The sequence below is a fragment of the Phormidesmis priestleyi ULC007 genome, assembly GCF_001895925.1.
GTDB lineage: Bacteria > Cyanobacteriota > Cyanobacteriia > Leptolyngbyales > Leptolyngbyaceae > Phormidesmis_A > Phormidesmis_A priestleyi_A.
The window spans coordinates 73,304-95,927 of the sequence record NZ_MPPI01000011.1; the positions used below are offsets into that span (position 1 = coordinate 73,304).

The 22,624-nt window shown below is 47.5% G+C and carries 25 protein-coding genes; 15 read left to right on the forward strand and 10 right to left on the reverse strand.

The annotated features are described in order from the left end of the window. The first annotated feature begins 99 nt into the window (after positions 1-99). The 4 genes from BRW63_RS11845 to BRW63_RS11860 all read left to right on the forward strand — a co-directional run bounded on the left by BRW63_RS11845 (position 100) and on the right by BRW63_RS11860 (position 1,735). Positions 100-342, forward strand: coding sequence for a hypothetical protein (locus BRW63_RS11845; protein ID WP_073071362.1), 243 nt, complete (start codon positions 100-102; stop codon positions 340-342). After that, complete coding sequence (locus tag BRW63_RS11850) at positions 339-749, forward strand: putative toxin-antitoxin system toxin component, PIN family (protein ID WP_073071364.1); 411 nt, start codon at positions 339-341, stop codon at positions 747-749. Before BRW63_RS11845 ends, BRW63_RS11850 begins: the two co-directional genes overlap by 4 nt. Positions 750-1,029: 280 nt before the next feature. Next, entirely contained in the window at positions 1,030-1,323 is a 294-nt protein-coding gene (locus BRW63_RS11855) for a hypothetical protein (protein WP_073071537.1), read from the forward strand. Between the two features lie 10 nt (positions 1,324-1,333). Further along, entirely contained in the window at positions 1,334-1,735 is a 402-nt protein-coding gene (locus tag BRW63_RS11860; RefSeq protein WP_073071365.1) for a type II toxin-antitoxin system VapC family toxin, read from the forward strand. 27 nt (positions 1,736-1,762) lie between these two features. Here BRW63_RS11860 and BRW63_RS11865 read toward each other — a convergent pair whose 3' ends face one another. The 5 genes from BRW63_RS11865 to cruF all read right to left on the reverse strand — a co-directional run bounded on the left by BRW63_RS11865 (position 1,763) and on the right by cruF (position 6,018). Beyond that, positions 1,763-2,374 (reverse strand): Uma2 family endonuclease, encoded by a 612-nt coding sequence (locus BRW63_RS11865; protein WP_073071539.1) that lies wholly within the window; start codon positions 2,372-2,374, stop codon positions 1,763-1,765. A gap of 17 nt (positions 2,375-2,391) precedes the next feature. Continuing rightward, positions 2,392-3,222 carry a DNA-formamidopyrimidine glycosylase gene (locus tag BRW63_RS11870; RefSeq protein ID WP_073071367.1) on the reverse strand — a complete coding sequence of 277 codons (831 nt, stop codon included), beginning with the start codon at positions 3,220-3,222 and terminating at the stop codon, positions 2,392-2,394. Positions 3,223-3,321: 99 nt separating this feature from the next. Next, complete coding sequence (locus BRW63_RS29795; RefSeq protein ID WP_073071541.1) at positions 3,322-3,681, reverse strand: photosystem I reaction center subunit IV; 360 nt, start codon at positions 3,679-3,681, stop codon at positions 3,322-3,324. A gap of 129 nt (positions 3,682-3,810) precedes the next feature. Then, complete coding sequence (gene cruG, locus BRW63_RS11880; protein WP_244913199.1) at positions 3,811-5,049, reverse strand: 2'-O-glycosyltransferase CruG; 1,239 nt, start codon at positions 5,047-5,049, stop codon at positions 3,811-3,813. Between the two features lie 33 nt (positions 5,050-5,082). Beyond that, entirely contained in the window at positions 5,083-6,018 is a 936-nt protein-coding gene (cruF, locus tag BRW63_RS11885) for a gamma-carotene 1'-hydroxylase CruF (RefSeq protein WP_073071369.1), read from the reverse strand. Between the two features lie 73 nt (positions 6,019-6,091). Between cruF and BRW63_RS29545 the strand changes: the two genes are divergently transcribed. The 5 genes from BRW63_RS29545 to wecB all read left to right on the forward strand — a co-directional run bounded on the left by BRW63_RS29545 (position 6,092) and on the right by wecB (position 10,549). Beyond that, the gene (locus BRW63_RS29545; protein WP_262983536.1) at positions 6,092-6,217 is read left to right on the forward strand and encodes a hypothetical protein; all 126 of its coding nucleotides are present in this window, start codon (positions 6,092-6,094) and stop codon (positions 6,215-6,217) included. Positions 6,218-6,388: 171 nt separating this feature from the next. Continuing rightward, positions 6,389-7,399 carry a permease gene (locus BRW63_RS11890; RefSeq protein WP_073071370.1) on the forward strand — a complete coding sequence of 337 codons (1,011 nt, stop codon included), beginning with the start codon at positions 6,389-6,391 and terminating at the stop codon, positions 7,397-7,399. A gap of 6 nt (positions 7,400-7,405) precedes the next feature. Beyond that, a complete protein-coding gene (locus tag BRW63_RS11895; RefSeq protein ID WP_073071372.1) occupies positions 7,406-8,167 on the forward strand; it encodes a TIGR03943 family putative permease subunit in 762 nt (253 codons plus the stop codon). A gap of 568 nt (positions 8,168-8,735) precedes the next feature. Beyond that, a complete protein-coding gene (locus BRW63_RS11900; protein ID WP_073071374.1) occupies positions 8,736-9,110 on the forward strand; it encodes a hypothetical protein in 375 nt (124 codons plus the stop codon). Positions 9,111-9,433: 323 nt separating this feature from the next. Further along, complete coding sequence (wecB, locus tag BRW63_RS11905; protein ID WP_073071375.1) at positions 9,434-10,549, forward strand: non-hydrolyzing UDP-N-acetylglucosamine 2-epimerase; 1,116 nt, start codon at positions 9,434-9,436, stop codon at positions 10,547-10,549. A 2-nt stretch (positions 10,550-10,551) separates the two neighbouring features. On the opposite strand, the gene BRW63_RS11910 is transcribed toward wecB, so the two are convergent. Beyond that, entirely contained in the window at positions 10,552-10,824 is a 273-nt protein-coding gene (locus BRW63_RS11910) for a DUF7219 family protein (RefSeq protein ID WP_073071377.1), read from the reverse strand. A 183-nt stretch (positions 10,825-11,007) separates the two neighbouring features. Here BRW63_RS11910 and BRW63_RS11915 point away from each other — a divergent pair, with 183 nt between their 5' ends. The 3 genes from BRW63_RS11915 (at position 11,008) to BRW63_RS11925 (ending at position 13,046) form a co-directional block, all read left to right on the forward strand. Next, positions 11,008-11,979 (forward strand): glycosyltransferase, encoded by a 972-nt coding sequence (locus BRW63_RS11915; protein ID WP_073071379.1) that lies wholly within the window; start codon positions 11,008-11,010, stop codon positions 11,977-11,979. Then, on the forward strand, positions 11,952-12,275 hold the full coding sequence (locus tag BRW63_RS11920) for a hypothetical protein (protein ID WP_219898504.1): 324 nt from the start codon (positions 11,952-11,954) through the stop codon (positions 12,273-12,275). Before BRW63_RS11915 ends, BRW63_RS11920 begins: the two co-directional genes overlap by 28 nt. 162 nt (positions 12,276-12,437) lie before the next feature. Continuing rightward, positions 12,438-13,046, forward strand: a complete 609-nt coding sequence (locus BRW63_RS11925; RefSeq protein WP_073071382.1) for a 2OG-Fe(II) oxygenase family protein — start codon at positions 12,438-12,440, stop codon at positions 13,044-13,046. 23 nt (positions 13,047-13,069) lie between these two features. Here BRW63_RS11925 and BRW63_RS11930 read toward each other — a convergent pair whose 3' ends face one another. Then, entirely contained in the window at positions 13,070-14,830 is a 1,761-nt protein-coding gene (locus tag BRW63_RS11930; RefSeq protein WP_223257364.1) for a phosphatidylglycerol lysyltransferase domain-containing protein, read from the reverse strand. Beyond that, the gene (locus tag BRW63_RS11935) at positions 14,827-15,876 is read right to left on the reverse strand and encodes an alpha/beta hydrolase (RefSeq protein ID WP_073071384.1); all 1,050 of its coding nucleotides are present in this window, start codon (positions 15,874-15,876) and stop codon (positions 14,827-14,829) included. The genes BRW63_RS11930 and BRW63_RS11935 overlap by 4 nt, the downstream gene beginning before the upstream one ends. Positions 15,877-17,687: 1,811 nt before the next feature. Between BRW63_RS11935 and BRW63_RS11940 the strand changes: the two genes are divergently transcribed. Together BRW63_RS11940 and BRW63_RS11945 are read left to right on the forward strand one after the other, a co-directional pair. Beyond that, positions 17,688-18,071, forward strand: a complete 384-nt coding sequence (locus BRW63_RS11940) for a PadR family transcriptional regulator (protein WP_073071386.1) — start codon at positions 17,688-17,690, stop codon at positions 18,069-18,071. 77 nt (positions 18,072-18,148) lie between these two features. Continuing rightward, positions 18,149-18,676, forward strand: a complete 528-nt coding sequence (locus tag BRW63_RS11945; protein WP_073071388.1) for a cofactor assembly of complex C subunit B — start codon at positions 18,149-18,151, stop codon at positions 18,674-18,676. A gap of 267 nt (positions 18,677-18,943) precedes the next feature. On the opposite strand, the gene BRW63_RS11950 is transcribed toward BRW63_RS11945, so the two are convergent. Further along, on the reverse strand, positions 18,944-19,291 hold the full coding sequence (locus BRW63_RS11950) for a DUF3155 domain-containing protein (protein ID WP_425320466.1): 348 nt from the start codon (positions 19,289-19,291) through the stop codon (positions 18,944-18,946). Positions 19,292-19,661: 370 nt separating this feature from the next. Between BRW63_RS11950 and BRW63_RS11955 the strand changes: the two genes are divergently transcribed. Further along, complete coding sequence (locus BRW63_RS11955) at positions 19,662-21,023, forward strand: GAF domain-containing sensor histidine kinase (RefSeq protein ID WP_083582884.1); 1,362 nt, start codon at positions 19,662-19,664, stop codon at positions 21,021-21,023. A 27-nt stretch (positions 21,024-21,050) separates the two neighbouring features. Here BRW63_RS11955 and BRW63_RS11960 read toward each other — a convergent pair whose 3' ends face one another. Further along, entirely contained in the window at positions 21,051-22,295 is a 1,245-nt protein-coding gene (locus BRW63_RS11960) for an S-layer homology domain-containing protein (RefSeq protein WP_073071392.1), read from the reverse strand. Positions 22,296-22,624 lie beyond the last annotated feature (329 nt).

The window sequence follows — 22,624 nt, forward strand, 5'->3', positions numbered from 1 at the left end:
GAATCCGATCGTTATGCCGCTTCATTTCAAAGTTCAACAACAGCAGCCTTGATACGGACTAGGTTATTCTTTCGTATCATTTGTTACTCGGAGAGTGAGATGACAATCTACAAGGCATTTATCACAATTGAAGATCCAAATCAGGTTGTTTTGTCCAACCTACCCTTTCAAAAAGGGCAACGAGTAAGGGTCGTGCTTGTGGCTGAAGATGATGAAAGGGCTACTACAATTAGTCAAAAATTTCGCAATCTCTTCGAGAAAACGCAGTCTTTGCTTGGAGTTGGTGAGATTACAGAAGAAGAAATAGCAGCAGAGGTTAAAGCTTATCGCCGAGGAGAATGAAAGTAGTCATTGATACAAACATTCTTGTTTTTGCTGTTTTGAGAGATAGAGATCCTGAACTGGTGATTCAATTCGTTGTTAACCATCCAGAGTTTGAATGGGTTGCATCGCAACCTATATTGACCGAGTACAAGGAAGTCCTCAATAGACGCAAATTCCGATTGACTCAGGAAGTGAAGGATAACTGGTTCAACTTACTAGATGAGGCTCTCACGCTGATTGAGGTTGATACATCCGTTGATTTTCCCATTGATCCTGATGATGCAATGTTTCTAGCCTGTGCGATTACTGCTGATGCAGACTTTCTAATTACGGGTGATACAGATCTTTTTCAAGGGACGAACCTGTTGAACACTGCCGTTATTACAGTAGTTCGGTTCAAAGATTTATTTTGTGATGTTCTGTAATCGTGAATGCTGTCATTCAATGCATGGTCGTCTCTTTTGCTTTTCTGTCGATCGTCTCCCCATAATTGTGTTGCAGCCAACGAGCGATAATCTACTGACCGAAATTTTGGCTCAAGCTCCCAGCTCGGCAAAGAAAGTTTATTGGTAGAAGATTGTACGTCTCCGGTCGTGGTGCCAGGTGTGATGGACTTTACAGAGCAAGCAGATGCAGCATTTCAGCGATTTGCTATAGATTGAGAATATGCTGCATAGATTGCTGAAGTTTCTTGAGGCTTGCACTATGACTCCACAACTCGAAGCCGCGATCGTGGCTATCCAACCCCTCTCACCTACGGAGCGCCAACAACTGATCCAAATTCTTGTCCAGAGTATTCCACTCTCAAATTCCCAGAGTGACCTCGAAACACTCAATGCCCAATTCCGGCAAGGCATCACGCTTAGGCAATTACTTGCCACCCAAACTCCTAAGACTGTACATGACCCTAAAGATCTCGCCGCTGACTTTTGGTCTGAAGAAGACTCCATTGAGGACTTTCTTGACTTCCTGCGGCAACAGCGTCAAGCGTTAATTTAATCCAACTTCCATGAGTCTTCTTTTGATTGATACTGACATCGCTTCCTTCATTCTCAAGGGCAGCGACTATGCAGACCCTTATATTTCACTTTTGAGTGGTCATGAGTTAGCACTTTCCTTTATGACGGTTGCAGAGCTTTTTCAGTGGGCAATTTTACGTCAGTGGGGCGATCGTCGCCTTGCACAACTAGAGCAATATCTGTCGAATTACCTTGTCATTCCGAGCGATCAGCCCCTTTGTCGAGAATGGGCGAAGGTCTGTGCAGATCGACAAAGTATAGGACGACCCATTTCACCTCAAGATGCCTGGATTGCAGCAACGGCTCTACGCCATGACTTACCGTTAGTTACTCATAACATCAAAGATTTTCGAGAAATTCCTAAGCTACAGATGCTTACTCCTCTCCCCTGAGAAGGCACTTTTTTATTGACTCGATCGTTAGCTTGCCGCCGTTAGAATCTGTTCAGCCGTGATTTGAAGTTCTGGAAAGATGACAGAGAGAATGCGATCGCTTCCTCTAAATCGACTCACCTGATATTCACCATCAATCAAACCGTAAACTGAAACGGTCGGAACTTTGGGAGAACCAATATATCGAGTGGCTCCAAGTGCTTTGAAATCGACAATCCAATACTCAGCAATCCCAAATTCTTCGTAGTCAGTCAGTTTGTGTCCATAGTCATCTCGCCAATTTGTGCTGACAACTTCAACGACTAACTGGGCAGATTCTCTTCTCGTAATCGTTGAGGCTTTTTCCCAAAGTGGCTCGGCTGCTAACGCGGCTCGATCGAGCACAACGACATCAGGTTTATAGGCAGTGTTGGGAGTGTTGGGCTTGATAGTGCAAGTTCTGGGCAGAAAATAGGTTAACTGTTGGCGGCGAATCTCAAGATTCATCTCAGCCACCAAATAAGCAACTACTTCTTCATGACTACCCGTTGGATTCACTTCGACCATTTCTCCGTTAATCAGTTCATAAATTCCGCCATTGTCTGGATATTGTTCCAGAAAATCTTCAAAGGTCAGAGGTTTGGGAATCGCTTGAACCATCGAACTCTCCGCTTTTTCTAGCGTTGACAATTAGGACAGAAATGGGACGATCGTCCCGCTAATTTTAATCGCTGAATGATAGTCTCACACGTCCGGCAGGCTTCTCCATCACGGGCGTAAACCCAAGCAATGTTGCCATAGTTGCCATTTACACCCGACACGTCTCGAAAGTCGCTAAAGGTGGTGCCTCTGGCGTTGATACTATCTTGCAAAACGCGAACGACGCTTGATCGCAGCCGTTTAATCTTCGCTGGACTCAACTCTGCACACAGCGTCTCAGGACGAATGCCACTGAGAAAGAGAGCTTCATCGGCGTAAATATTGCCCACACCTGCCACCAACATCTGATCTAACAAAGCAGTTTTAATCGGACGGCGACGATTTTTAAGCTGTTGAACAAAATAGTCGTCTGAAAAGTCTGCCGAAAAGGGTTCGGGGCCAAGTTTTTGCAGCCCGGTGATGATGGTTTTAGGATCGCGATCGCGCGGCACCCACCACATTTGTCCAAATGTGCGCTGATCGACAAAACGCAACTCGCGATCGTCGCCAAAAAACAATCGAACTCGTGTGTGTTTATGAAGCGGTTCGGTTTGATCGAGCCACAAGAGTTGTCCTGTCATTCTTAAATGAACGCCTAGCCAGCCGTCACTCAACTCCGCCAGCAGATATTTTCCGTAGCGGTGCCATTGAGCGATCGCGGTGCCATCCAGTCCGGTTAAAAAGTCGATCGAGGAAGTTGGATAGGCAACGGTGCGATCGAGCAACACATCGCCGCCCCGAATCGGTTGATTTAAGGTGACTTGATTTAACCCCAATCGGACGGTTTCAACTTCAGGAAGTTCTGGCACAAAAAAACCTTAGACATTGAACAATGAATGCAACCGCGCACCCATCATTATTAGTCTAAGGTTTAACGATTAGAGTTTGCTGTTTAAGTGCCTAAAGCCCTAGCGAGCTTCGGTTCCTTGGTTAGCATCTCCTTCTACTACGGTGCTGCCACCTGGGATTTCGGGTGAGTCAGACTGCCTGCCTGAGACTCCGCTTCCGGTTTTGCGAGAGATCGGGTCGATCGGGGTTTGCTTTCCACCCGGCATGGTTGCCGAGGGCTTTTTACTGGGCGCTGCAACCTCAACCAACTCACTGGTTGCAAAGTTGTTGGTATTTACCCCAGAGTAAGCAACTTTTTCAAACCGGACGATCACAGGATATTTAATACCACTTTGATCGATGGAGGCGACGGTGCCCACATCTTGAAACCAATAGGATTCTTTGCGAAGAACGCGAACTTTAGAACCACGCTGAACCATGAGCATTCTTTCCTTTTTCTATCAAACTTGAACTCATAAAGCCTAGTGCCTCTCACTCTACTACGGAGTTGAAACGCTTCTCTCGAAAGACGAACGGGTTGAAACAATCTGCAACAATCTAGAGAAAAATTAATTCCCGTAAGTTCTGCCACGCCACTGAGTCGGGGTTTGAGTAGACGAGAGGAAAATTCGCAAAACGGCGATCGGGTCGGCGATCGGAGAGAGCCAAAACACCCAGGCAGATTTAGCTTGCGACCGATCATAAGATGCCGCGATCGCCCCATTCAACGCGATTCGCATCGCCACTAAAAAGCCATTCAATCCCAAAGCTGCGATCGCGGGAAGTGTAGTGTTTCCGCGCCCGACAAGCAGGGCTGAAAGCATCAACATCGGCAAAGGCAACCCCTGCACGCAGAGCAAAAGCCATAAATCGCCCCAGATTTGACCTGGCGATGCGGCATCTTTGAGATCCAGCGATCGTCCCCATTCTTTCCAGGTTTCTGCCATGCCTTCATACATTCGCACCTTGAGAATCTTGGCTCCATCCATAAAGCCGACTCTGGCACCTTGGGCGGCTGCAAATCGGGCCAGGGTGACATCATCACAAAACGATCCGCGAGCGCTCGTATAGCCGCCTAGCTGAACGAGGAGCGATCGGCGGCAAAAAAAGCATTGACCATTTGCCATCACCCGTTCAGGAGGGCTATTTTTTTCGCCCGCGGCTCCAAATCGGTAGACCAGCGTCATTAGCAAGGCAGGTTGCAGCCAAAGCTCTCCCGGCTGCTTGAGAATGAATTGCGGTGATAGCGAGATCAGATCGTAGTTTTCTGAATAAACTGTTTCGATCAAGCTAGCGACCAAACCGGGATGGGGTTGTGTATCGGCATCGATTCCTAAGATCCATTCGCTGTGATCGGAGCTTGCCAAAAATCCTGAATGCAACGCCCAAGGGCGGCCAACCCAACCTGACGGGAGCGGGTCATCATTCATTAGCCGAAACCGAGGATCGCGCTCTTGAGCGGTTTTAACCAGATCGGCGGTTCCGTCTTGAGAGTGACTATCGACCACGATGATTTCTCGAACTTCGTAGCTTTGCCGAGTTAGCCCTTCTAAGCAGGGTTTAATTCGCTCTGCCTCATTTAAGGTGGGTACGACAACACTAACCACCCCGAATGAGTCTGGAGCCGCCGATCGAGGTTCGAGGGGAGGGTGACGAGTCGGGCCTTTAAGCAACCGTGAAAGCAAAATCGCTACGGCTGGCAACTGCATCAGCAACACGCCTAGAAAGCCCACGTCTTGTTGATAAAACTCGTCTTGAGTGCTAACGAATCCTAAACTGTTCAGCCCTAATTGCAGCAAACTCGTCAATCTTCTAACCTTTTACGATGGGGGAACCGCGATTTACTTTTCAGAAACGCCAACCGGGACAGCCGGAGACTCATTTTCTAAGTCTCTAGCTTGTAAAACGGTTTTTAACTGAGCCACAGTTGCGGTGGGCTTGGCGATCCACCAAAGCACGATCGCCGGAACGACTCCTAACACTGCACTCAGCGCTGTAGGAATCCAAAATCGAGCATCTAACTGAGCCACGGTGATCACGGCTCCGAAGGCAAAGTTAATCAAATAAACTGCTAGAGGCACGGTAAGTTGGGCACGGCTGAGATTTAAAGGCGCTTTTCCCCAGAATAGAGATGCCACCGACATAAAGACTACGCCTGTGCCAAACCAGCCTGATAAGTTGCGGTAGGGCATCCCAAAAAAGGCACCTAGCTGCTTAAACTCCCAGAATGGGTAGGAAGTTTGACTCATGGCAGGGTCAAGGACAAAATCCCAAGCGGTGAGCATTAGAGAACCGACGGCGATCGCCCCAATCAGACGCGCCCAAACGGGTAACCTGACGCTTTCTAACCCGGCTCTCGCCAACACATAGCACGCCATTCCTAAATAAAACCACGATAGCGGAATGGTAAAGGGCACCAACCCCGCGATTTTATAGCCCAATCCACTCAAATAGCCATACTCACCAAAGGGAAACCCAGTACTGGTTCCCAAAAGTTCGCTGCCGAGCGAAAGCACGATCGCCGGAATCATAAACGTCAGCCAGCGCTGCAAACCCAGCACTCGGTAGGCGTAAGCTGCGATCGTCAGCGCCCCCAGCAAGATATAGACGACCCCACCGCCTGACATACTCAAACCGAAGGCCGACTGACCAAACGCTGGCAGTGCCAAAATAAAATCAGGGTTGGGCAGCACCAACAATAACCCTGCCAGCCCAAATGCCAATGCTACTGTGTGACCAGTTAGGCAGAAGCGCTCAATAGCGATCAGTTGCTTCATAAGGACTCCTCAGAAAATGTGGCACTTAAAATGCCTGCTATAAGTTTACAAATCTTTAATCAAAAACTCGCAATTGGTTACTGCTTTTCTCACATTTCTGGGAAAGAAGTTAAGCGGCGCGATCGTCAGAGAAGTTAGAGACGCATTCTGTCATGAAGCGATCGATAAAGTAAATCCGCTAGTGCTTTATCAAAGCTAGTAGGGACGTTTAATCGGATGCTCCTACAGATAGCAGCCCTTCAATTTAACCTTGATAGCTCAGTCTTTGCGGGGTCTGATTTCTGATCGCTTGATATTGCTGCTAAGATCCGCTAGATATTCCTCACTGTTGCCGTTTGGAATCATACTCCTCACACTGATTATTTGCTGAATGACTCAACTGAACAGTGCGTTCACCCTCTTTTTTAGTTTGTTGGTGGAGGCAATTCCCTTCCTATTGTTAGGGGTTTTGTTCTCTGGACTGCTGCAATTTTTTGTGGATGAGCGGCGGCTGCTGGCAATTTTGCCCAAAAATCCTTTACTAGGGGCGTTTGCCGGAAGCTGTATCGGTTTTTTGTTTCCGGTGTGCGAATGTGGAAATGTGCCCGTTGCGCGACGGATGCTGATGCAAGGGGCACCAATTTCGGTGGCGATCGGGTTTCTTCTTGCCGCTCCGACGATTAACCCGATCGTGATTTGGGCAACCTGGACAGCCTTTCGAGACCAGCCAGAAATTGTGTTTTTGCGAGTGGGCTTTTCGCTGGCGATCGCGACGATTATTGGCTTTATTTTCAGCGCCCAAGCTGATTTGCGCCCTTTCCTTCAGTCTGGAGTCGCTTCGGCTCTGACCCTGAAACAAAGTCAACCTTCTGACTTAAATCAGTCTCCGCTGCTGCAATCGGGCACTTATTTTTTGGGGCAATCGGCTAAACCATTAATTACCGATCCGTCTGAACTGCAAGCGGCAATGATGGCATCGGTGTCTAAGCCCAAGAGCTTTCGTCTCAGACTACTGTTAGAAAACACGGTGCAAGAGATGCGCGAACTGGGAGGGGTGCTGATTTTAGGCAGTGCGATCGCCGCTCTGGTGCAAGTCTTTGTGCCTCGCGATATCATTCTCAGCTTGGGTCAAAGTCCGGTCACGTCGATTTTGGCAATGATGCTGTTGGCAGGGGTTGTCTCGATTTGTTCAACCGTAGATTCGTTTTTTGCGCTCTCGTTTGCCTCGACTTTTACAAGCGGCTCTCTCGTCGCATTTTTGGTGTTTGGCCCGATGATTGACCTCAAAGGCGTGGGTCTGATGCTATCGATCTTCAAGCCGAGAGCCATTTTCTATCTGTTTGCTTTGGCGGCTCAGTTGACTTTTGCGTTGACGCTATTTCTCAATTTATATATCAGTTGATTAGCCATGACTCGTAACGTTATTCGATCGCTTTTGCCCTGGCTTGACGTGGTAGCGATCGCCGCTTGGGGCGTTTTGCTGCTGAACTATTGGCTGTCTGAGAAGCTCTTTTTGCTGATTCACCCTAACTATATTGGGTTGACGGTGGCAGCAGGCGTTTTGCTGCTGATCGTGAGTGGGTTAAAAGGGCTACTTTTGCTGCGATCGAGTCGAAGCCGTCAAACTTTTGCACCGATGCAGCACATGACGCTGTTTCCGCCAGGGTTTGGGAGTTTGCTGATGTTAGCAGTCGCGATCGCGGGGTTGTTAATTACGCCGCGTGCGTTTGCGAGTCAGACCGCGCTCGATCGCGGAGTCACTGACACCATCACGCTGACGCGGGTGAAACCGCAATCGTTTCGGGCTTCGACTCGGACCGAAGATAAAACCATGATTGATTGGATTCGCACCCTTCAGGTCTACCCCGAACCAGATGCTTACACGGGGCAAAAGGTAAAAGTTCAGGGATTTGTGGTCTACCCGCCCAAGTTGTCAGAGCAATATTTGTTGCTGACTCGGTTTGTGATTACGTGCTGCGCGGCGGATGCTTACCCCGTGAGTTTGCCAGTGAAATTGACGACGGGCGATCGTAAGTCTTATCTGCCAGACAGTTGGCTAGAAATTGAAGGGCAAATGCTGACTGAAACCTTGGATGGCAAACGTCAATTAACCATTCAAGCAAAGACTTTAAAGACAATTCCAGAGCCGAAGAACCCTTATAACTACTAAGAATTGCAAATTAAATTCTGTAGGGCATTGCAGATGCAACTTAAGGTAGAGGCACCTTTGATTTAAAGGGTTAGAGATTGTCGCGATCGAGCTTTCAAGATTTCTTCTTCAAGCATCGCAAACTAACTTGAATCGATTGAAAGATAACTTAACCGATCGCGCCTTCAATTTCAGCCTTCTAATCACTAAACTCCTTAGTCAGCCTTGATTTTGAATTCTGAGAAGTTGGGGAAAACAGATTAAGATTAATTAAATTCTTGTAGAAATGTGAAGGATTTCAGCATTGTCTTAATAGTTATAGGCTGAGTTTTGATTGCTAAAAAAAAGCTGAAAAAGCTTCTATGCATAGGATAGAGGCTTTTCTATAGAGTAATGAAAGAAGAGAGCATTCAGCTTCGATAGAATCTCTTAAGATTAGAAATCAGGAGCCAAAAATGTAAACTTTAATGAAGATGCATTCACTCCTCCGATTGCTTTCTCTATACTAAATTTCACGCAGCGATTCGCGGGGATCGCTATAAAGTTTTTCAAAACTATCAATAAACCCTTAACTCTGGGAGAGAGAATCATGGCACTGGTTCAAAGTCAGCCTTTTAAGAACCTCTATTTCGTAGTCGCCCTCAAAAGCTTTTTGATCTGGACTTTTACTCTCACAGTTTGCATGATTGTGGTTGGTTTTCCAGCACTTGTTTTAGTGGTTTCGGTTGGCGCTTTAGTGGCAGTTACATTACATGCCATCATGCCATTTAGTGCCGTTTTATTGATCGCAGTTGGGCTAATTGGCATTCATGCGATCGGCATTATGCTGGCTGCTGCATTCATGACTGCTAATGGAATCCACCCCCAAGAGGTTGAGTGGTTGCGATGGCTCAATGGTCAAGCAGACCCCTTACATACATCAGTTTATGCGGCTTGCCCACTCACTTGTGAAATCGATCCTTAGACTTAAAATCAGCAGACTAAAAACGCAAAACGTCTGCTTTTTTATAAGCGCACTTTGAAAGTTTCTTGAGTCATCGGTGAAACAGTCCTACCTAACCAGCTTCGGCTGGTTTTTTTGTGAATTAATTTAATTTATTTGTTGAGTTTGGGATTCACTCAACTTTCAAAAAATGCTAAATAGCAACTACGATAAGGAAGATATTTTCCTGATAGCGCAATTGGTGAACGATCCGACTGGTTGAGACAAGTTTCAGAAAGCTTGAATAGCACGGCTTATGGCTTAATTAGAAGCTGGTTTCTCTGTTCTATGACTCAAAAAATCTTATGCTGAAGTTTCCTATTCCCATTTGCATTATCGTCGGCACTCGCCCCGAAGCGATTAAAATGGCTCCGGTGATTCAGGCGTTTCAACGATCGTCACTGTTTGACACTCAAGTTGTTTTGACAGGTCAGCATCGCGAAATGGTGGATCAGGTGATGCACTTGTTTGACCTCACGCCCAATCACGATCTGGCAATCATGCAGCCCAAGCAAACCTTGACCGATATCACCTGCTGGGCAATGCGGGGTTTAGAAGAATTGTTTCAAAAAATTCAGCCTAAGATAGTGCTGGTGCAGGGAGACACGACCACCGCATTGGCAGCCGCGATCGCAGCTTTTTATCAAAAGATTCCCGTTGGGCACGTCGAAGCAGGTTTGCGAACCGAAGATCTCTTTAACCCCTATCCTGAAGAAGCTAATCGGCGGCTGATCTCGCAGGTGACTCAGCTTCACTTTGCGCCTACCTCGGTTTCGGTGGAGCATTTGCAGCGATCGGGTGTTTTGGGCGAAATCCATCAAACGGGCAACACGGTGATTGATGCCTTGCTCAAAGTGGCAGAACGTCAGCCCACCTGCGAGATTCCAGGGCTTGATTGGAGTCAACATCGCACAATTTTGGCGACGGTGCATCGCCGAGAAAACTGGGGCGAACCGCTCGAAGACATTGCTCAAGGTTTTCTAGAGGTGTTGACTAAATTTGAAGACACCGCGCTGCTGTTGCCTTTGCACCGAAATCCTACTGTGCGTGACCCATTAACTGCCATTTTAGGGAGCCATCCGCGAGTTTTTCTCACAGAGCCGCTCGACTACACAGAATTAGTAGGCGCGATGCAGCGCTGTTATTTGCTGATGACCGATTCAGGCGGCATTCAAGAAGAAGCGCCAAGCTTGGGCAAACCTGTTCTCGTGCTGCGCGAAACCACCGAGCGCCCCGAAGCCGTCACAGCCGGAACCGCCAAACTCGTCGGCACTGACCCCGCCAACATTCTCAAAGAAGCCTCAAACCTGTTGAGCAACCCAGCCGCCTATCAGGCGATGGCAAACGCGATCAGCCCATTTGGTGATGGCTATGCTGCCGATCGCATCGTGCAGCTTGTCGAAGATTATCTGCAAAAGTGATCTTAGAGGTCTGGTAAGTCTGGCGGCTCGGCTTTGGATGCATCAAGCAGTTCCTTTTTCGAGTCTCTAAGTTGCCGCCAGAGCTGTTTGATTTCTTTGTATGCCTCTCCGGGCGGAATTTTGCCTCCCGTCTCCAGCCCACAAAGCAGCGACACGCGTTGAGCGAATTCTTGCAAGTTGGCATTAAAGGCTAGATGCTCTGGTGTAAACTCGCCCCGATAACGTCCGATCGGGTAAAGGAACCCTTCTTTACTTTTGTCTGTGTTGTCTGCCACAAGCTTTCCTGAGTAAACGAGGTAGATCAGAAACCCAACAAGTCGAATTGCTAGAACGACTCCCTTATCATTCCTATCTTAAATTTACTGGTTTGAAAAGAGAGTGCAGAGAGATTGGCAAGTTATTTTAGCTAAATAATGGTCACACTAATGATTGTGTCCATTATTTAGCCTGACTCAGTTATGCGATCGGATCAAGCTGAGAAGCGATTTTTGCCAAAGATTTCGGTGATTGTGCCCATCTATAACGGAGAAGCAGACCTACCGGGTTTACTTCACTGTTTAAGGGCGCAGACCTATTCGAGTGATCTCGTGAGTTATTGCCTGGTGGATAATGGCAGCCACGATCGCACCTCTGAGATCCTTAAATCTGCCAGTCAAGACGCTCAAAATTTCGTGGTTTTAAGCGAATCTCAGATTCAAAGTTCTTACGCGGCTCGAAATCTGGGCATTCGATCGACGACTGGAGAAATTTTAGTGTTTACCGATGCCGACTGTCGCCCAGAGCCAAACTGGTTAGAAAATTTGATTCAGCCGTTTGAGGATCTTACCGTAGGGTTGGTTGCAGGAGAAATCAAGGCGCTTTTAGGCAACACAATTTTAGAGCAACACGCCGATCGTCAAGAAACTCTTTCGCAAAAGCACACGTTAGCGCATCCGTTTTGCGCTTATGGTCAGACCGCAAATTTGGCAGTTCGCGATCAGGTGTTTGAGCAAGTGGGGTTGTTTCGTCCCTATTTAACGACGGGCGGCGACGCAGATTTCTGCTGGCGCGCTCTAAGCCAAACACCTTGGCAGATCAGGTTTGCAGAACGGGCGATCGTGCGGCATCGTCACCGCTCTACGCTGGCAGCGCTCCGCAGTCAATGGCGCAGATATGGGCGATCGAACCGCTATCTTCACGAGTTGCATGGAGTAGATCTGATGCGCGACTTCAGCTTGCAGGACTATGGTTATCGTCTGACACGCTGGTTGTTTAAAGAATTGCCGATCGCCGCCATTCATGGGCTACAACAGAAAGCAACCCTGGCAGATCTATTCAGCACCCCGATCGGACTAATTTGTGCCCATGCCCGCACAACTGGACAGCGACACGCCCACCTACCCGATCAAGCCAGACAGATTGAGTGGCTTCACGAGCCAAAAAATTCCTAGAACCCGGTTCATTCTTAACTCAAATTTTAGATATGGTATTCACGCTGCTGACCCTTGGTGCGATCGTTCTCGCTGGTTTAATCATTTATTGGATTTTGCAACCCTCAAATCGCGATCGTCGATCGTCTTCGCGTAGAACAAGCCGACCGCCTAAGCGAGTTATATCACTGCTGAATGGCGACACGGCAACCGCACAGCGATTATTTGAAACCGCACGTTCAAGAAATCCGGGTGAATCTGATCAGTGGTGTTGGGAGAAAGTGCTGTGGGATCTAGAGCGCGATCGTCGCTGGTAAGATCAAAATTCGGCGTTGCAGAATGAGATGAAATGGCTGTAGGAGTAGCGCCCCCGTGCCTACCCCTGACAGAGGGCAACCACGGGGGGATTGCCCCTACCAAATCATCTCTTTATTCCGCAATGCCTAAAACTCTATTGAAATAAAGATTGGTTCACGTCCTTGAGCTACTATCGTCAGAAAAACAACGCTTTCGCAGCATCCTATCTTGATGACTTGCGCGGAGGAATTTTGGCTTGCCCTTATTTTGCGGTCAATAACCTCAATCGTGATTTTGTGGACACCAAAGGATTCTCAGTGGTGTTTCAGCGATCGGGACTCGAAACCGTTGCCCAAAAATTTCCCTTCTTCAAACCTTATTTAGACCTCGCGCTTGAGTCTACTTGCAATGCGTTTTATCTAAATCCCTTGTTGCTGCGTGAAGGATCTCGTGTAGACCCACATGTCGATCGCTCGTTGCGATCTTATTGCAAAACGATCAATCCTCCCGATGGTGTTAGCGTTCTCTATGTACAGGTGCCGTTTGCGCTGCAAGGCGGAGAACTGGTTTTACGAGATCACAAGCGTCAAGTCGGGCAAGTCAAACCGCAAGAGAATTTGTTGATTCATTTTCAAGGCGACTTGATTCACTCGGTGAATGCTGTAAAGGTTCCGGGAGCGCGACTGAGTTTAGTTTGTGAACAATACAATTTAGATGAATCGGAACTGCGAGAGATTCCAGAATTTACGATCGAATCGAGAGTGGTGAGCGCCAAGCGATCGCATCGCTGATTGGGTTTTAGAGAGATTGTAGATTAACGATCTAAGAATGCAGCGAGAGCCTGCTTTACATACTCAAGCTGTAAGTATTCAAATAAGCGATCGCCCGAATCGGCTCTGACTAACCCTAAAATCACGTCAGGTAAGACGGTTAGACTGGGAAAAACCAGGTAGCGCGGCTCCCATCGTGGCTGAAACTTCTCTTTAAATTGGTGCAGCCCTTTAAAGTTGTAGAACTGGTTGAGGTGATTGAATAAGTAGTTTAAGGCTTTTTCAACTCTGCGGGCACCCGGTTTTGCGCCAACACCTGCTAGGGGTGAAAGACTGAGATTAAAGCTGTCATATTCTGCCTCTTTAAAGTGCTGAAACATCGAGACAAACAAAAAATCCATCGTGCCTTTTTCGGCATCTAATCGGTGACGCATTAAATCGATCGTGACTTCGCGGCGGTTATAGCCAGATAACAAGTTTGCAAAAGCGACGACTTGATTGTTAGCATCGCAGACGACAGCGATCGAGCAATCTTGCAAATAGTCTTCATCAAACCAGCCGATCGAAAACTGTTTTTCTGACCCCTGCTTATCTTTTAGCCATTCGTCGCTAACGGGTTTTAACTGCTGAAACAGTTCTGGCTGAATTGGCGATTCATAAAGCTTGAACTGATAACCTGCTTTTGCAGATCGATTCAGCGCAGTGCGGAGATTTTGCGCTGCTTTTCCTTTGAGCGTAAAAGTGGTCAAATCCACGATCGCTTCTTCACCAATTTGAATCTGCTGAAATCCTAATTTAGAGTAGCGATCTAACTGCTCGGTTGAGGTTTCATAAAAAGCCGGAAACCAGTCGTTACGATCGCAAAATTGACTGAATGTGAGAATGGCTTCGACCCGATCTTGAGGCGGGCCGATGGGATCACCCAAAGCGATCGCGGCTCGACCTTTAGCAACATAAGCAATCACACTCTGCCCCGATGGGCTGAAATAGTAGCTTTTATCTTTTAGCAATGACAATCGGGCTAGCGAAGTTTGCCCATGTTGGTCAATGATGTCTCTAGCTCGTCTACGATCGCCAACAGTTGCAGGATCGCCACGCAGCAACACAGGACGCAACAGCATGAACAATGCATAAACTAATGTTGCTGCTCCGACCATGTAAATAGAGTTAATGAAAAAGGCACTATATCGAGTCGTGGGTTCTAGCCCTGCGTTATCTTCAGTAAAAAATATGGCTAACGTTTGCTCGATCGAGGCAAACAATCCAAAATTAGCGGGTTCGCCATTGACCGTAAAGCGTCCGTCGAGCACATAAAAACCAGCCGTCCCGTAAGCGAGGGTGAACAACAACGCCCCGATCAGAACGCGAACACCTTGATAAATAGACGGACGATCGGAGCGAGCCGTAAACGTCTTTCGCATCACGATTAGCTGGATCAGAGGTACGATCGCGAGCAAGCTTTCTTCATAGTCAAGCCCTTTGACCAGATGGCTGGCGATCGAGATGCCTAACAAAGTCACCGTCAGCAGCCAAGCAATATGCTTACGTCGCAAGAGATTGGCTGCCAGCGTCAGCAGCAAAAAGCCCGTTAACGCTGCAAAGACGTGCCCCCCGGCTCGAATTGGAAACGGAAAAACAGGCATCAGCCATCTGACTCGTTCGGGTAAGCTTGGCGACACCGCAGATAATAGGTTGACTAAGCCGACTAAGCCCGTCCAGATCGAAACCGTCCATAGCCCGATGCGAGTTCGATATTTCAGCCCGATCGACAGCGGCTGCATTTTGTGCCGACCTTGTGCGCTCATGGCTGTGATGCTCCCGGAGATGCAGGCAAAGGTTCTGCTAAGGTCTTAGCCTTTTCTGGCTGACTAATTTCCCGGTTTTCTGGCGTTCCCATTTCTGTTTTTTCTGAGGAAGTGGTATCAGAAGTTGGTTTGGGAAGGGAGGCTCTAAATTGTTTTCCTACAAAGCTCAACGAGGTTGCTAAATGTTTATGCCAATAATTCCAACCGACATTCTTGCCGACGATTCCGTGTCCTCCTGGAAACGCATTGAACTCGTTGAGAATTTTCAATTGATTAAGGGTTTGGTGAAACTGCTGAGTCGCTTGCAGATATTTAGTATCTTCTTTTCCTGCATCTAAGTAGACCCGCAATTGAGGTCGAATCTCTAAGGGAATTTGCTGAACAAAGAATTGAGGACTATTGTCTGCGCCACTACTGTCTTTGAAATAGCCAGTATGACTAAACAAAATATGAAACTGATTGAGGTAGTGCAATCCAATATTCAATGCACCCCAACCGCCGGACGATAGCCCCCCGATCGCCCAAAACTGTGGCTCATTGCGCGATCGATAGTGAGTTTTAACTTCGTTGACCAAATCTGAGCCGATCAGGGTGGCAACTTTGCCGTTGGCTCCGTCGTAGTATTGGGGGTCCCAAAAGGGGCTGCTGCCTCGATTATCGCTGCCGTCTGGAGTGATGACGATCGAGGGAGGAAGCTTACGATCGCGATAAAGATCGTGCAGAACTGAGGTGAGGGCAGCTTTGTCTTCAAAGTCTCGCTCGGTGCCGTGCCCTCCGTGCAGCAACACAATCACGGGGTAGCGCTGATTAGGATTTTTCTCATAACCGGGCGGTAGCACGACTCCATATCGCCGTTCGGTGCCCATGGCTTCGCTATTAAACGTCCGAACTCTAAAAACAAGCCCTGTTTCTGGTTCGGCTTGAGGCGCATCGATTTGAGGAGCACCTTCTACAAAAACATACCAATAGCCTGCGGCGGCTAGAGCCGTTAGACCCAGTACACTGACGATGATCAGGTTGCGATAGAGGTTTTTAGAGCGCTTCATGCAGAAAGAGAAATAGCAGAACGATTTAACCCATTTAGGATAAACGCAGTTTGCAAAAAATCTCAATCAAGTCTTGTTATAGGGAGCTTTCTTGAGGACTGTGAAGTGCATGTGTTAAAAAGGACTACTTTGTTGCGTCACGATCGCTCGTGCTTTAGGCAATTAACTTTTCAGCCTCGGATTGTGCAAGGTCTGACCGCAAGAGCCGTGAAAGGGTTAAAGAAAGCAGACAAACAAAAAGCCTCTGGACGTCTTGCCGTGTTTCGACTCCAGAGGCTTTTTGATTCAATTTGCTCCTCACACCTCTATACTATGCAGCACACGACTGAATTTGTCTACTTATCAGTGTGACAGACGTTAAATTGGCTGAAGTTTTGATATCTATCTAGAAAATAGGTATTGCTAACATCCCACTCATCTCTTTCAGCAGACAGAGGGTGTCTTAAAGCTCAACTTCTGTGATGCTGACATCTTTTGTCTGCAACCAGAGTATGAAAGCTTTTGGACAACCGCGCTCAATTCTGATTCTCATTTCCTTGCTGTTCGTCGTTGGGCTACTCGGCTTGTTTAGAGAAATCAGTTCAGGCTACAACAATCATTTGAATGTCGGTAGTTTTTTTGTGTAGCGTATGAACCTGATCGAGCTTCCCACCCTCTACGTGTTGATCAGATTTTTCAAAAAAAGAGGAACGATCTCAAGCCATTACTCGTCTTAAAGCGCTACAATTCTCAGTCCTTTGATGATAAGAGCTTGGCTCGTTGCCCTAAAGATCTCAATGGCATAGATCAATCGCTGAGAGTTAGATGTATCTGACGTTTTACAAATTTATAGGCAGAGAACAACTCGACGATCGAAAACCAAAATCACGAATTCTGGAGTGGTAATTTTTGCCTACTGTGTTCTTATAACTTAGAGAAAATACGACTATTCATGAGCATTTTTGAGAAAACCAAACATTTGAGCAACCCGATCGTTTTAAGAGAGGTTGCAAAAGTTTTAATTTCTCATCTTCGTGAAAACTAGAAATTGGTAAGTAGGTAGCGCTCAGTCTTCAAACGCCCCTGTCTATTAGAATTTCAGTTTTGATCAAACGAAAGCTAATCTTTCTCTAATCAGATCTATAATAGTATCTCGATTATTCTACCAAGAACCAGAGATGCTGCGAAAACGTTTTTTGCTAGGGCTAGAAAACTTGTCAAGAATTACTAACAATTTAGAAAATTCTATTAGAATGAACGACCCCTATGAACCCTTTATTTGGTCACTGTAAGAAAAGCAAATCGACGAGATTTGCGAATGTAACCATAATTTACTTTCTCACCCACAAATTAAGAAATTATCATTAGAATTAAGTTGTATGATTAAAAAGTGGTTGAGCAACTTAAAAGAGTTGCTGCTCAAGTTAAGCACATCTTTACTGGCGACACATGCTGTTTATGTTAATTAAACACCAGCGTCGCATCTTACCGATAACGTAATGGATGCCCTAGTGCTTGAGCACCTTCTCCTTGATTTACCTGAATGCGAACTCACATTGCGTTTGTGAAACGTCAACCTAATCAAGAAATGCCGAAACGAAGCGGTTTTCTTGAAGACTCCGGTCGTTTAGATACTTCACAAACATAGCTAAATAGTCATGCTCTGTGATTTCGCTCCAATTTTTCACCCCCAGGGTAATTTAACCCTTTTGAAAGACGGCAAATATAGGGGCAACTGCTAGCGTTAGGGTGCAACATTCTACTAGTCTGACTGTTCCCTTCTTCAAGCCATCAGAGCAACGTTGTTTTGTCACACGACTGGATTGAGACAGATGAAATTTGAGGATATCTATCAATTCTTTAAAGACCCACCACCTTTTTATCTCAACAAAGAGTTGGCGGTGTGCTACGTTCTCGCAGTTCTCTTGCGGGGCGACTCTTACGGAACCGAGCTGATCCAGTTATTGGAATCAGAACACCCTCTCTATCGTCTTTCAGATACGGTGCTTTATAGCGCCCTTAAGTTTCTTGAAGACGAAGAGATGGTAACAGGCTACTGGAAAAAAGTAGAGGGCAGAGGTCGTCCTCGTCGGATGTATCAGATTCGGCCTGAGGCAATGCCTCAAGCGCAAGATCTGGCAAAGCTCTGGCAAGATTATGCTGTTAAGCGTGATCACCATAACCGAGTGCCTCAAGCTAGTGGCTCAGAGCGATAAGTTATCCAGGTTCTAAAAGTTATCCATTGTTGACTAGACTGAAGTAGACAGGACGCTTTTACAACCTGGCTGATTTAATGAGTACCTCTGTCATTCCGTCTACTTTTTTTCTGACTATCTTGATGACGATCGGACTAGTCTTTTTTATCCGTGCGTCGGTCAAAGATCGAACTCAGGTGATCAGGTTAGCTTCTGACCAATCGGAAACGTCTTTGCTGACCCAGTTGCAGCAATATTTTGACCAGCGTGCCTACCGCGTTGTGTCGCTAGATGCTGCAAAGAACGAGGTCATCTTTGAGGGGACGGTTCGCCCTAGCCTATTTTTGGCAGGCTTCTTAATCCTGCTCGCAGCGACGGGGGCTTTGTGTCTCGTCTTAATGCTGTCTTACCTGTTTCCAGATCAGTCGAAACTTTGGCTGAGTTTATTGCTCCTGTCTCCGTTGGCAGGAGTATTTTATTGGCGCGGTGCGGGGCGATCGGAGCAAGTCTCACTCAAGATTGAGTCGGTGCCTGATGCAGCGACCAAGAGCTTAATTACTGTCAAAGCGCACCGTGACGAATTAGCAGAGCTACAGCGCCTTCTAGGATTAAAGACGGCTACCTAAAAGCCTCCCAAAAAAGTCCCCTCAAGGTTCTCAACTTGAGGGGACTTTTTGATCAGATAGTGTCAAACCAAGCAAACGAAATACTTCTAGCTCAAGACAGATTTGAACGATCGTCGTCAGACTTTACAATTGTCCCAGGCTACGTCATCTCTGCTTGATGAATCAAACGTTCACTGACCTCGCTTAACGCTTTTATCGTTTCACTAACGCTTAACTGATAAAAACAACAGTCAGGCTAAACGAGGGGTGTGTGGAGTGTTCTAATCTCTAATGACTCTTTGCAGAAGCCCCAATGGGTTCTAGCTCGTCGTCATTGGTCTTTAAACTGGGGAACAGAAAATGGTTTTCTTCGACATATTGCGCCCCGAAGAGACCCTTCTCAGCCCAGAAATACCGATCTGTGGTATGCTCGTTTCTCTTAACCAGCAATAGCGCAGGAGGAAGAATGCCTTCGGAATGGATGAACTTTCGAGCTGCCGTGACCGGTTTGTCTTCGCCACACTCGATGCTGTATTGAGGCACATGTTCTAAGATTCTGCGCCCCTCTTGCCGCCGCCGACTTTTACGCTTACGTCTCCTTGCCAAACCCCTTACCTCCTTAATCCTAACTGTCAAGTTGTAGTGATCGTTACAAAAGCCGTCGCAAGTATAGCGGCTCTGGCTCTAGATATCAACTTCCCTTAACGCAACGATACAAAATTTCAATTTTCTGGCTTTTCGTCGTCAAGAACACGAGCTGAATGTCGCAGCCTGGCACTTGTTAACCTTAAACTGATCGGCTGTAACTGCATGTAGGGGCGCTGTTGAACCACAGACTAATAGTTCTGAACTGGAAATTGGTTTGACCTTAAGCCAGCAAAATCGGCAGTTCAGTGTTTAATGTCTAGTGTTCTATGAGCGTGGAGTGATGCCGCTACTACTAACTTACGAGGGTTCAATGCTTAAGTCAATCTTAATTTAAGCCGAGGTATCTGAGGGCATGTTGATGCCGACTAGTTCAGAATTTGTAGAGTTGTGTCGATCGCAGGTCGCTCTACTGACTCAAGTGTTAGGAGCTTCACTCAGCGCGGTCTATTTAACCGAAGAATTGGTCGAGGGAGCAGAGGCTCAGATCGTGCCAATAGCGACCTACCCTGAATCGGTGGCATTAGAAAAATCGAGCCGCTTTGTGTTACCTCCAGGAAGTGACGTGGCTGCTGCAAATTCTCGACAGATTTCTGCGGGTGTTCGCGTCGATGAACCCTTGTCTACTGATTCTGACGAGCCAATCGATGCTTCTGCCGTGTCTCAACGTCTCAAGGGTGGCCTGGTCGAGCAACGGCAGGTTGTGTTGCCACTCGTTCATGAAGGGATGGTTTTGGGTTTGTTAGTGACTGAACGCAGCGATCGTCCGTGGACTACCTGGGAGCGCAGCCAGATTGAGCGAGTTGCTGCCACGATCGCCTTGGCGTGCGTGATGGATCAACGCGCTCAGTGGCTAGATCAAACCCGCCACGAGCAGAGACTTTTGCAAAACGAGCAGCATGATGTTTTAGATAATTTGCTGCATCAGTTCAAAAATCCGCTCACGGCCCTTCGCACGTTTGGCAAACTTTTATTGAGACGATTGCGACCAGAAGACTCAAACCGGGAAGTCGCAACGAGCATTGTACGAGAAAGCGATCGCCTCCAAGACCTATTGCAGCAGTTTGATCGGGCGATCGATTTAGAGGATGTAGACCTGATCTCAGTGGAAATAGATCAGGAGTCACAATCAGCGAAAAGTAGACCGATTCCTTTACTTCCGGCAGGGGTTTTAACGGGTTCAAGTCTGACCTTAGAAGCCTGTTCAGTCACTGATATCTTGCAGCCGCTGTTGAGTTCTGCCGAGGCGATCGCGCAAGAAGAAGAGCTTTCGATTCGAGCGTTGATTCCAACTAATTTGCCGCTTGTGTGGGCAAACTGTGGAGCATTGCGCGAGGTCTTGAGCAACTTGATTGACAACGCGCTCAAATACACTTCACCCGGCGGACAAGTCCATATTCGAGTCAATGCTCTAGACGATCGTGTCATCCTGCGCGTGACCAACACAGGGCAAGGAATTCCACCACAAGATTTGCTCCACTTGTTCGAGCGGCACTATCGAGGCATGCAGGCAATGACTGAGATTCCGGGGACGGGATTGGGGTTAGCGATCGCGCGTCGCTTAGTCGAGCAAATGCACGGCGAAATTGAAGTCTTTAGCCCCATGCAAAATGACGGCTGGATCTCAGAAGATTCTGACCAGCCGCCAAAAGAGCCAGGAGCCACATTTGTGGTGAAGCTAGCGGTTGCAGAAGTGAGGGATGAAACAGCACAAGACGCTTAAAGTTCAATCCCCCATCTTTCTGCCTACTTATTGGGATTGGGGCAAGACCAGATCGGCATTTAGCCGCAGATTGAGGTCAGAATTGGGCTGGATAGAAATCAGATCCACGCGATCGCCGCCAAAGATCAGACCCGCCAACGCACCTGCACCCGTGCCAATCAAGACTTCCCCAGCTTTGATGTTGCGATCGCCCGTCACCGCAGAGATGCCCGCCGCCGCCGCAGAACCCAACGCGGCACCTTTGAGAATCGTGCCAGTGTTGGAACCGCGACGAATGGTTTCGGTTGTGGTAATTGGGTTAGAGGTGGCATCGATCGGGATCGGTTGCCCATTGACTACGGTCAATTGGGTGGCAACAAACTGTGCCTGATTTTGAGACACCACCAGTTGACCCGCCACCTGGCTTCCCGCCGGAATCAACACTGCTCCGGTAGAGGTGACGATGTTTTGAGCGACTTCAAGCGTGATTGGGGTCGGGTTTGGCTCATTCTTGGCTAACAAAATCCTGTCTGCTTTTGTATAGCGCACAGAAAGTGAGGTTCCAGCAGGAATTCTCACTTGTCCTTGAGGAGGCGTGACCGCTTGACCCACAATGAAGGGAGACTGAATTGCGGCAACCTGTCCACTGCTGACCAATGCCTGAAAGATAAAGGCAGCCGTTTCGGCGCGGGTTTCAACCTGATTGGGGCTGAGCAACTGCACATCAGGATAGTTGACGACCAGGCGGCGCTCGGTAGCAGCAGCGATACTGCCTCGTGCATAGCCTGGAATGTCAGCCGCATCCCGGAAGACTTGCAGCGTTGTTTCAACCGGATTAGTGCTAGTGTATTGTAGCCCGTTGGTCAGAGAAACCAGCGCTTGAGCGCGAGGGATGTTTTGGTTAGGTTGGAAAGCCCCACCGGGATAGCCTGCTAAAAACCCAGTTGTGTAAGCAAATTGAATGGCATCATAGGCCCAATAATCGGTAGGAACATCGGTGAAGTTGATCGCACTGCGAATTTTCGGAGCGTTGGGAAATGCTTGCCGAATCATGGCAGCAAATTGAGCCCGAGTTACGGGGTCGGTCGGGCGAAATGAGCCATCGGGGAATCCTTTAATGATGTTCCGAGAGGCAAGTTCTTGAATGAAGGCACTCGCCCAATAGTTTGAAGGGACATCAGCGAAGGTTGTCTGAGCAAAAGCAGGCGCAGAAAAGACGATCGGAGCCGTTGCAGATGCCGTGATGCCCAGGGTGAGTAACAGAGCCGTTCCAGACTTAAAAGCGATAGACATAGGAGTCGTTCCCAATGGATTGCGTTAATTTTTAGTTTTGATCAAGTAGACAGTGAACGGGTTGAGAAATCTTGTCATCTGACCACAGAGAGATTTCTAATCTTCCTCAAAACATTGTTGTAGGTTCTAGACTTCTAACTCCCATTCTGTCTGCCTTTATGTATCTCAAGACCGTAGCTGAAAGACAGATGTTTCCAGCACTATGACACTTCGATAAGTGGTTATAAATCAGCTTATTTATAATGCATCAAATTAACTCAAATGAGGCTTATTTTTGAATCGCAAAATATTTTTGTTCAGCCGATCGTCCATCTAGCAACGAGACAGCA

Coding starts and splice junctions, on each gene's coding strand:
- BRW63_RS11845 (WP_073071362.1), top strand. CDS start 100: ATGACAATCTACAAGGCATTTATCACAATTGAAGATCCAAATCAGGTT.
- BRW63_RS11850 (WP_073071364.1), top strand. CDS start 339: ATGAAAGTAGTCATTGATACAAACATTCTTGTTTTTGCTGTTTTGAGA.
- BRW63_RS11855 (WP_073071537.1), top strand. CDS start 1,030: ATGACTCCACAACTCGAAGCCGCGATCGTGGCTATCCAACCCCTCTCA.
- BRW63_RS11860 (WP_073071365.1), top strand. CDS start 1,334: ATGAGTCTTCTTTTGATTGATACTGACATCGCTTCCTTCATTCTCAAG.
- BRW63_RS11865 (WP_073071539.1), bottom strand. CDS start 2,374: ATGGTTCAAGCGATTCCCAAACCTCTGACCTTTGAAGATTTTCTGGAA.
- BRW63_RS29795 (WP_073071541.1), bottom strand. CDS start 3,681: ATGGTTCAGCGTGGTTCTAAAGTTCGCGTTCTTCGCAAAGAATCCTAT.
- cruF (WP_073071369.1), bottom strand. CDS start 6,018: ATGAAGCAACTGATCGCTATTGAGCGCTTCTGCCTAACTGGTCACACA.
- BRW63_RS11890 (WP_073071370.1), top strand. CDS start 6,389: ATGACTCAACTGAACAGTGCGTTCACCCTCTTTTTTAGTTTGTTGGTG.
- BRW63_RS11895 (WP_073071372.1), top strand. CDS start 7,406: ATGACTCGTAACGTTATTCGATCGCTTTTGCCCTGGCTTGACGTGGTA.
- BRW63_RS11900 (WP_073071374.1), top strand. CDS start 8,736: ATGGCACTGGTTCAAAGTCAGCCTTTTAAGAACCTCTATTTCGTAGTC.
- wecB (WP_073071375.1), top strand. CDS start 9,434: ATGCTGAAGTTTCCTATTCCCATTTGCATTATCGTCGGCACTCGCCCC.
- BRW63_RS11915 (WP_073071379.1), top strand. CDS start 11,008: ATGCGATCGGATCAAGCTGAGAAGCGATTTTTGCCAAAGATTTCGGTG.
- BRW63_RS11930 (WP_223257364.1), bottom strand. CDS start 14,830: ATGAGCGCACAAGGTCGGCACAAAATGCAGCCGCTGTCGATCGGGCTG.
- BRW63_RS11935 (WP_073071384.1), bottom strand. CDS start 15,876: ATGAAGCGCTCTAAAAACCTCTATCGCAACCTGATCATCGTCAGTGTA.
- BRW63_RS11940 (WP_073071386.1), top strand. CDS start 17,688: ATGAAATTTGAGGATATCTATCAATTCTTTAAAGACCCACCACCTTTT.
- BRW63_RS11945 (WP_073071388.1), top strand. CDS start 18,149: ATGAGTACCTCTGTCATTCCGTCTACTTTTTTTCTGACTATCTTGATG.
- BRW63_RS11955 (WP_083582884.1), top strand. CDS start 19,662: ATGCCGACTAGTTCAGAATTTGTAGAGTTGTGTCGATCGCAGGTCGCT.
- BRW63_RS11960 (WP_073071392.1), bottom strand. CDS start 22,295: ATGTCTATCGCTTTTAAGTCTGGAACGGCTCTGTTACTCACCCTGGGC.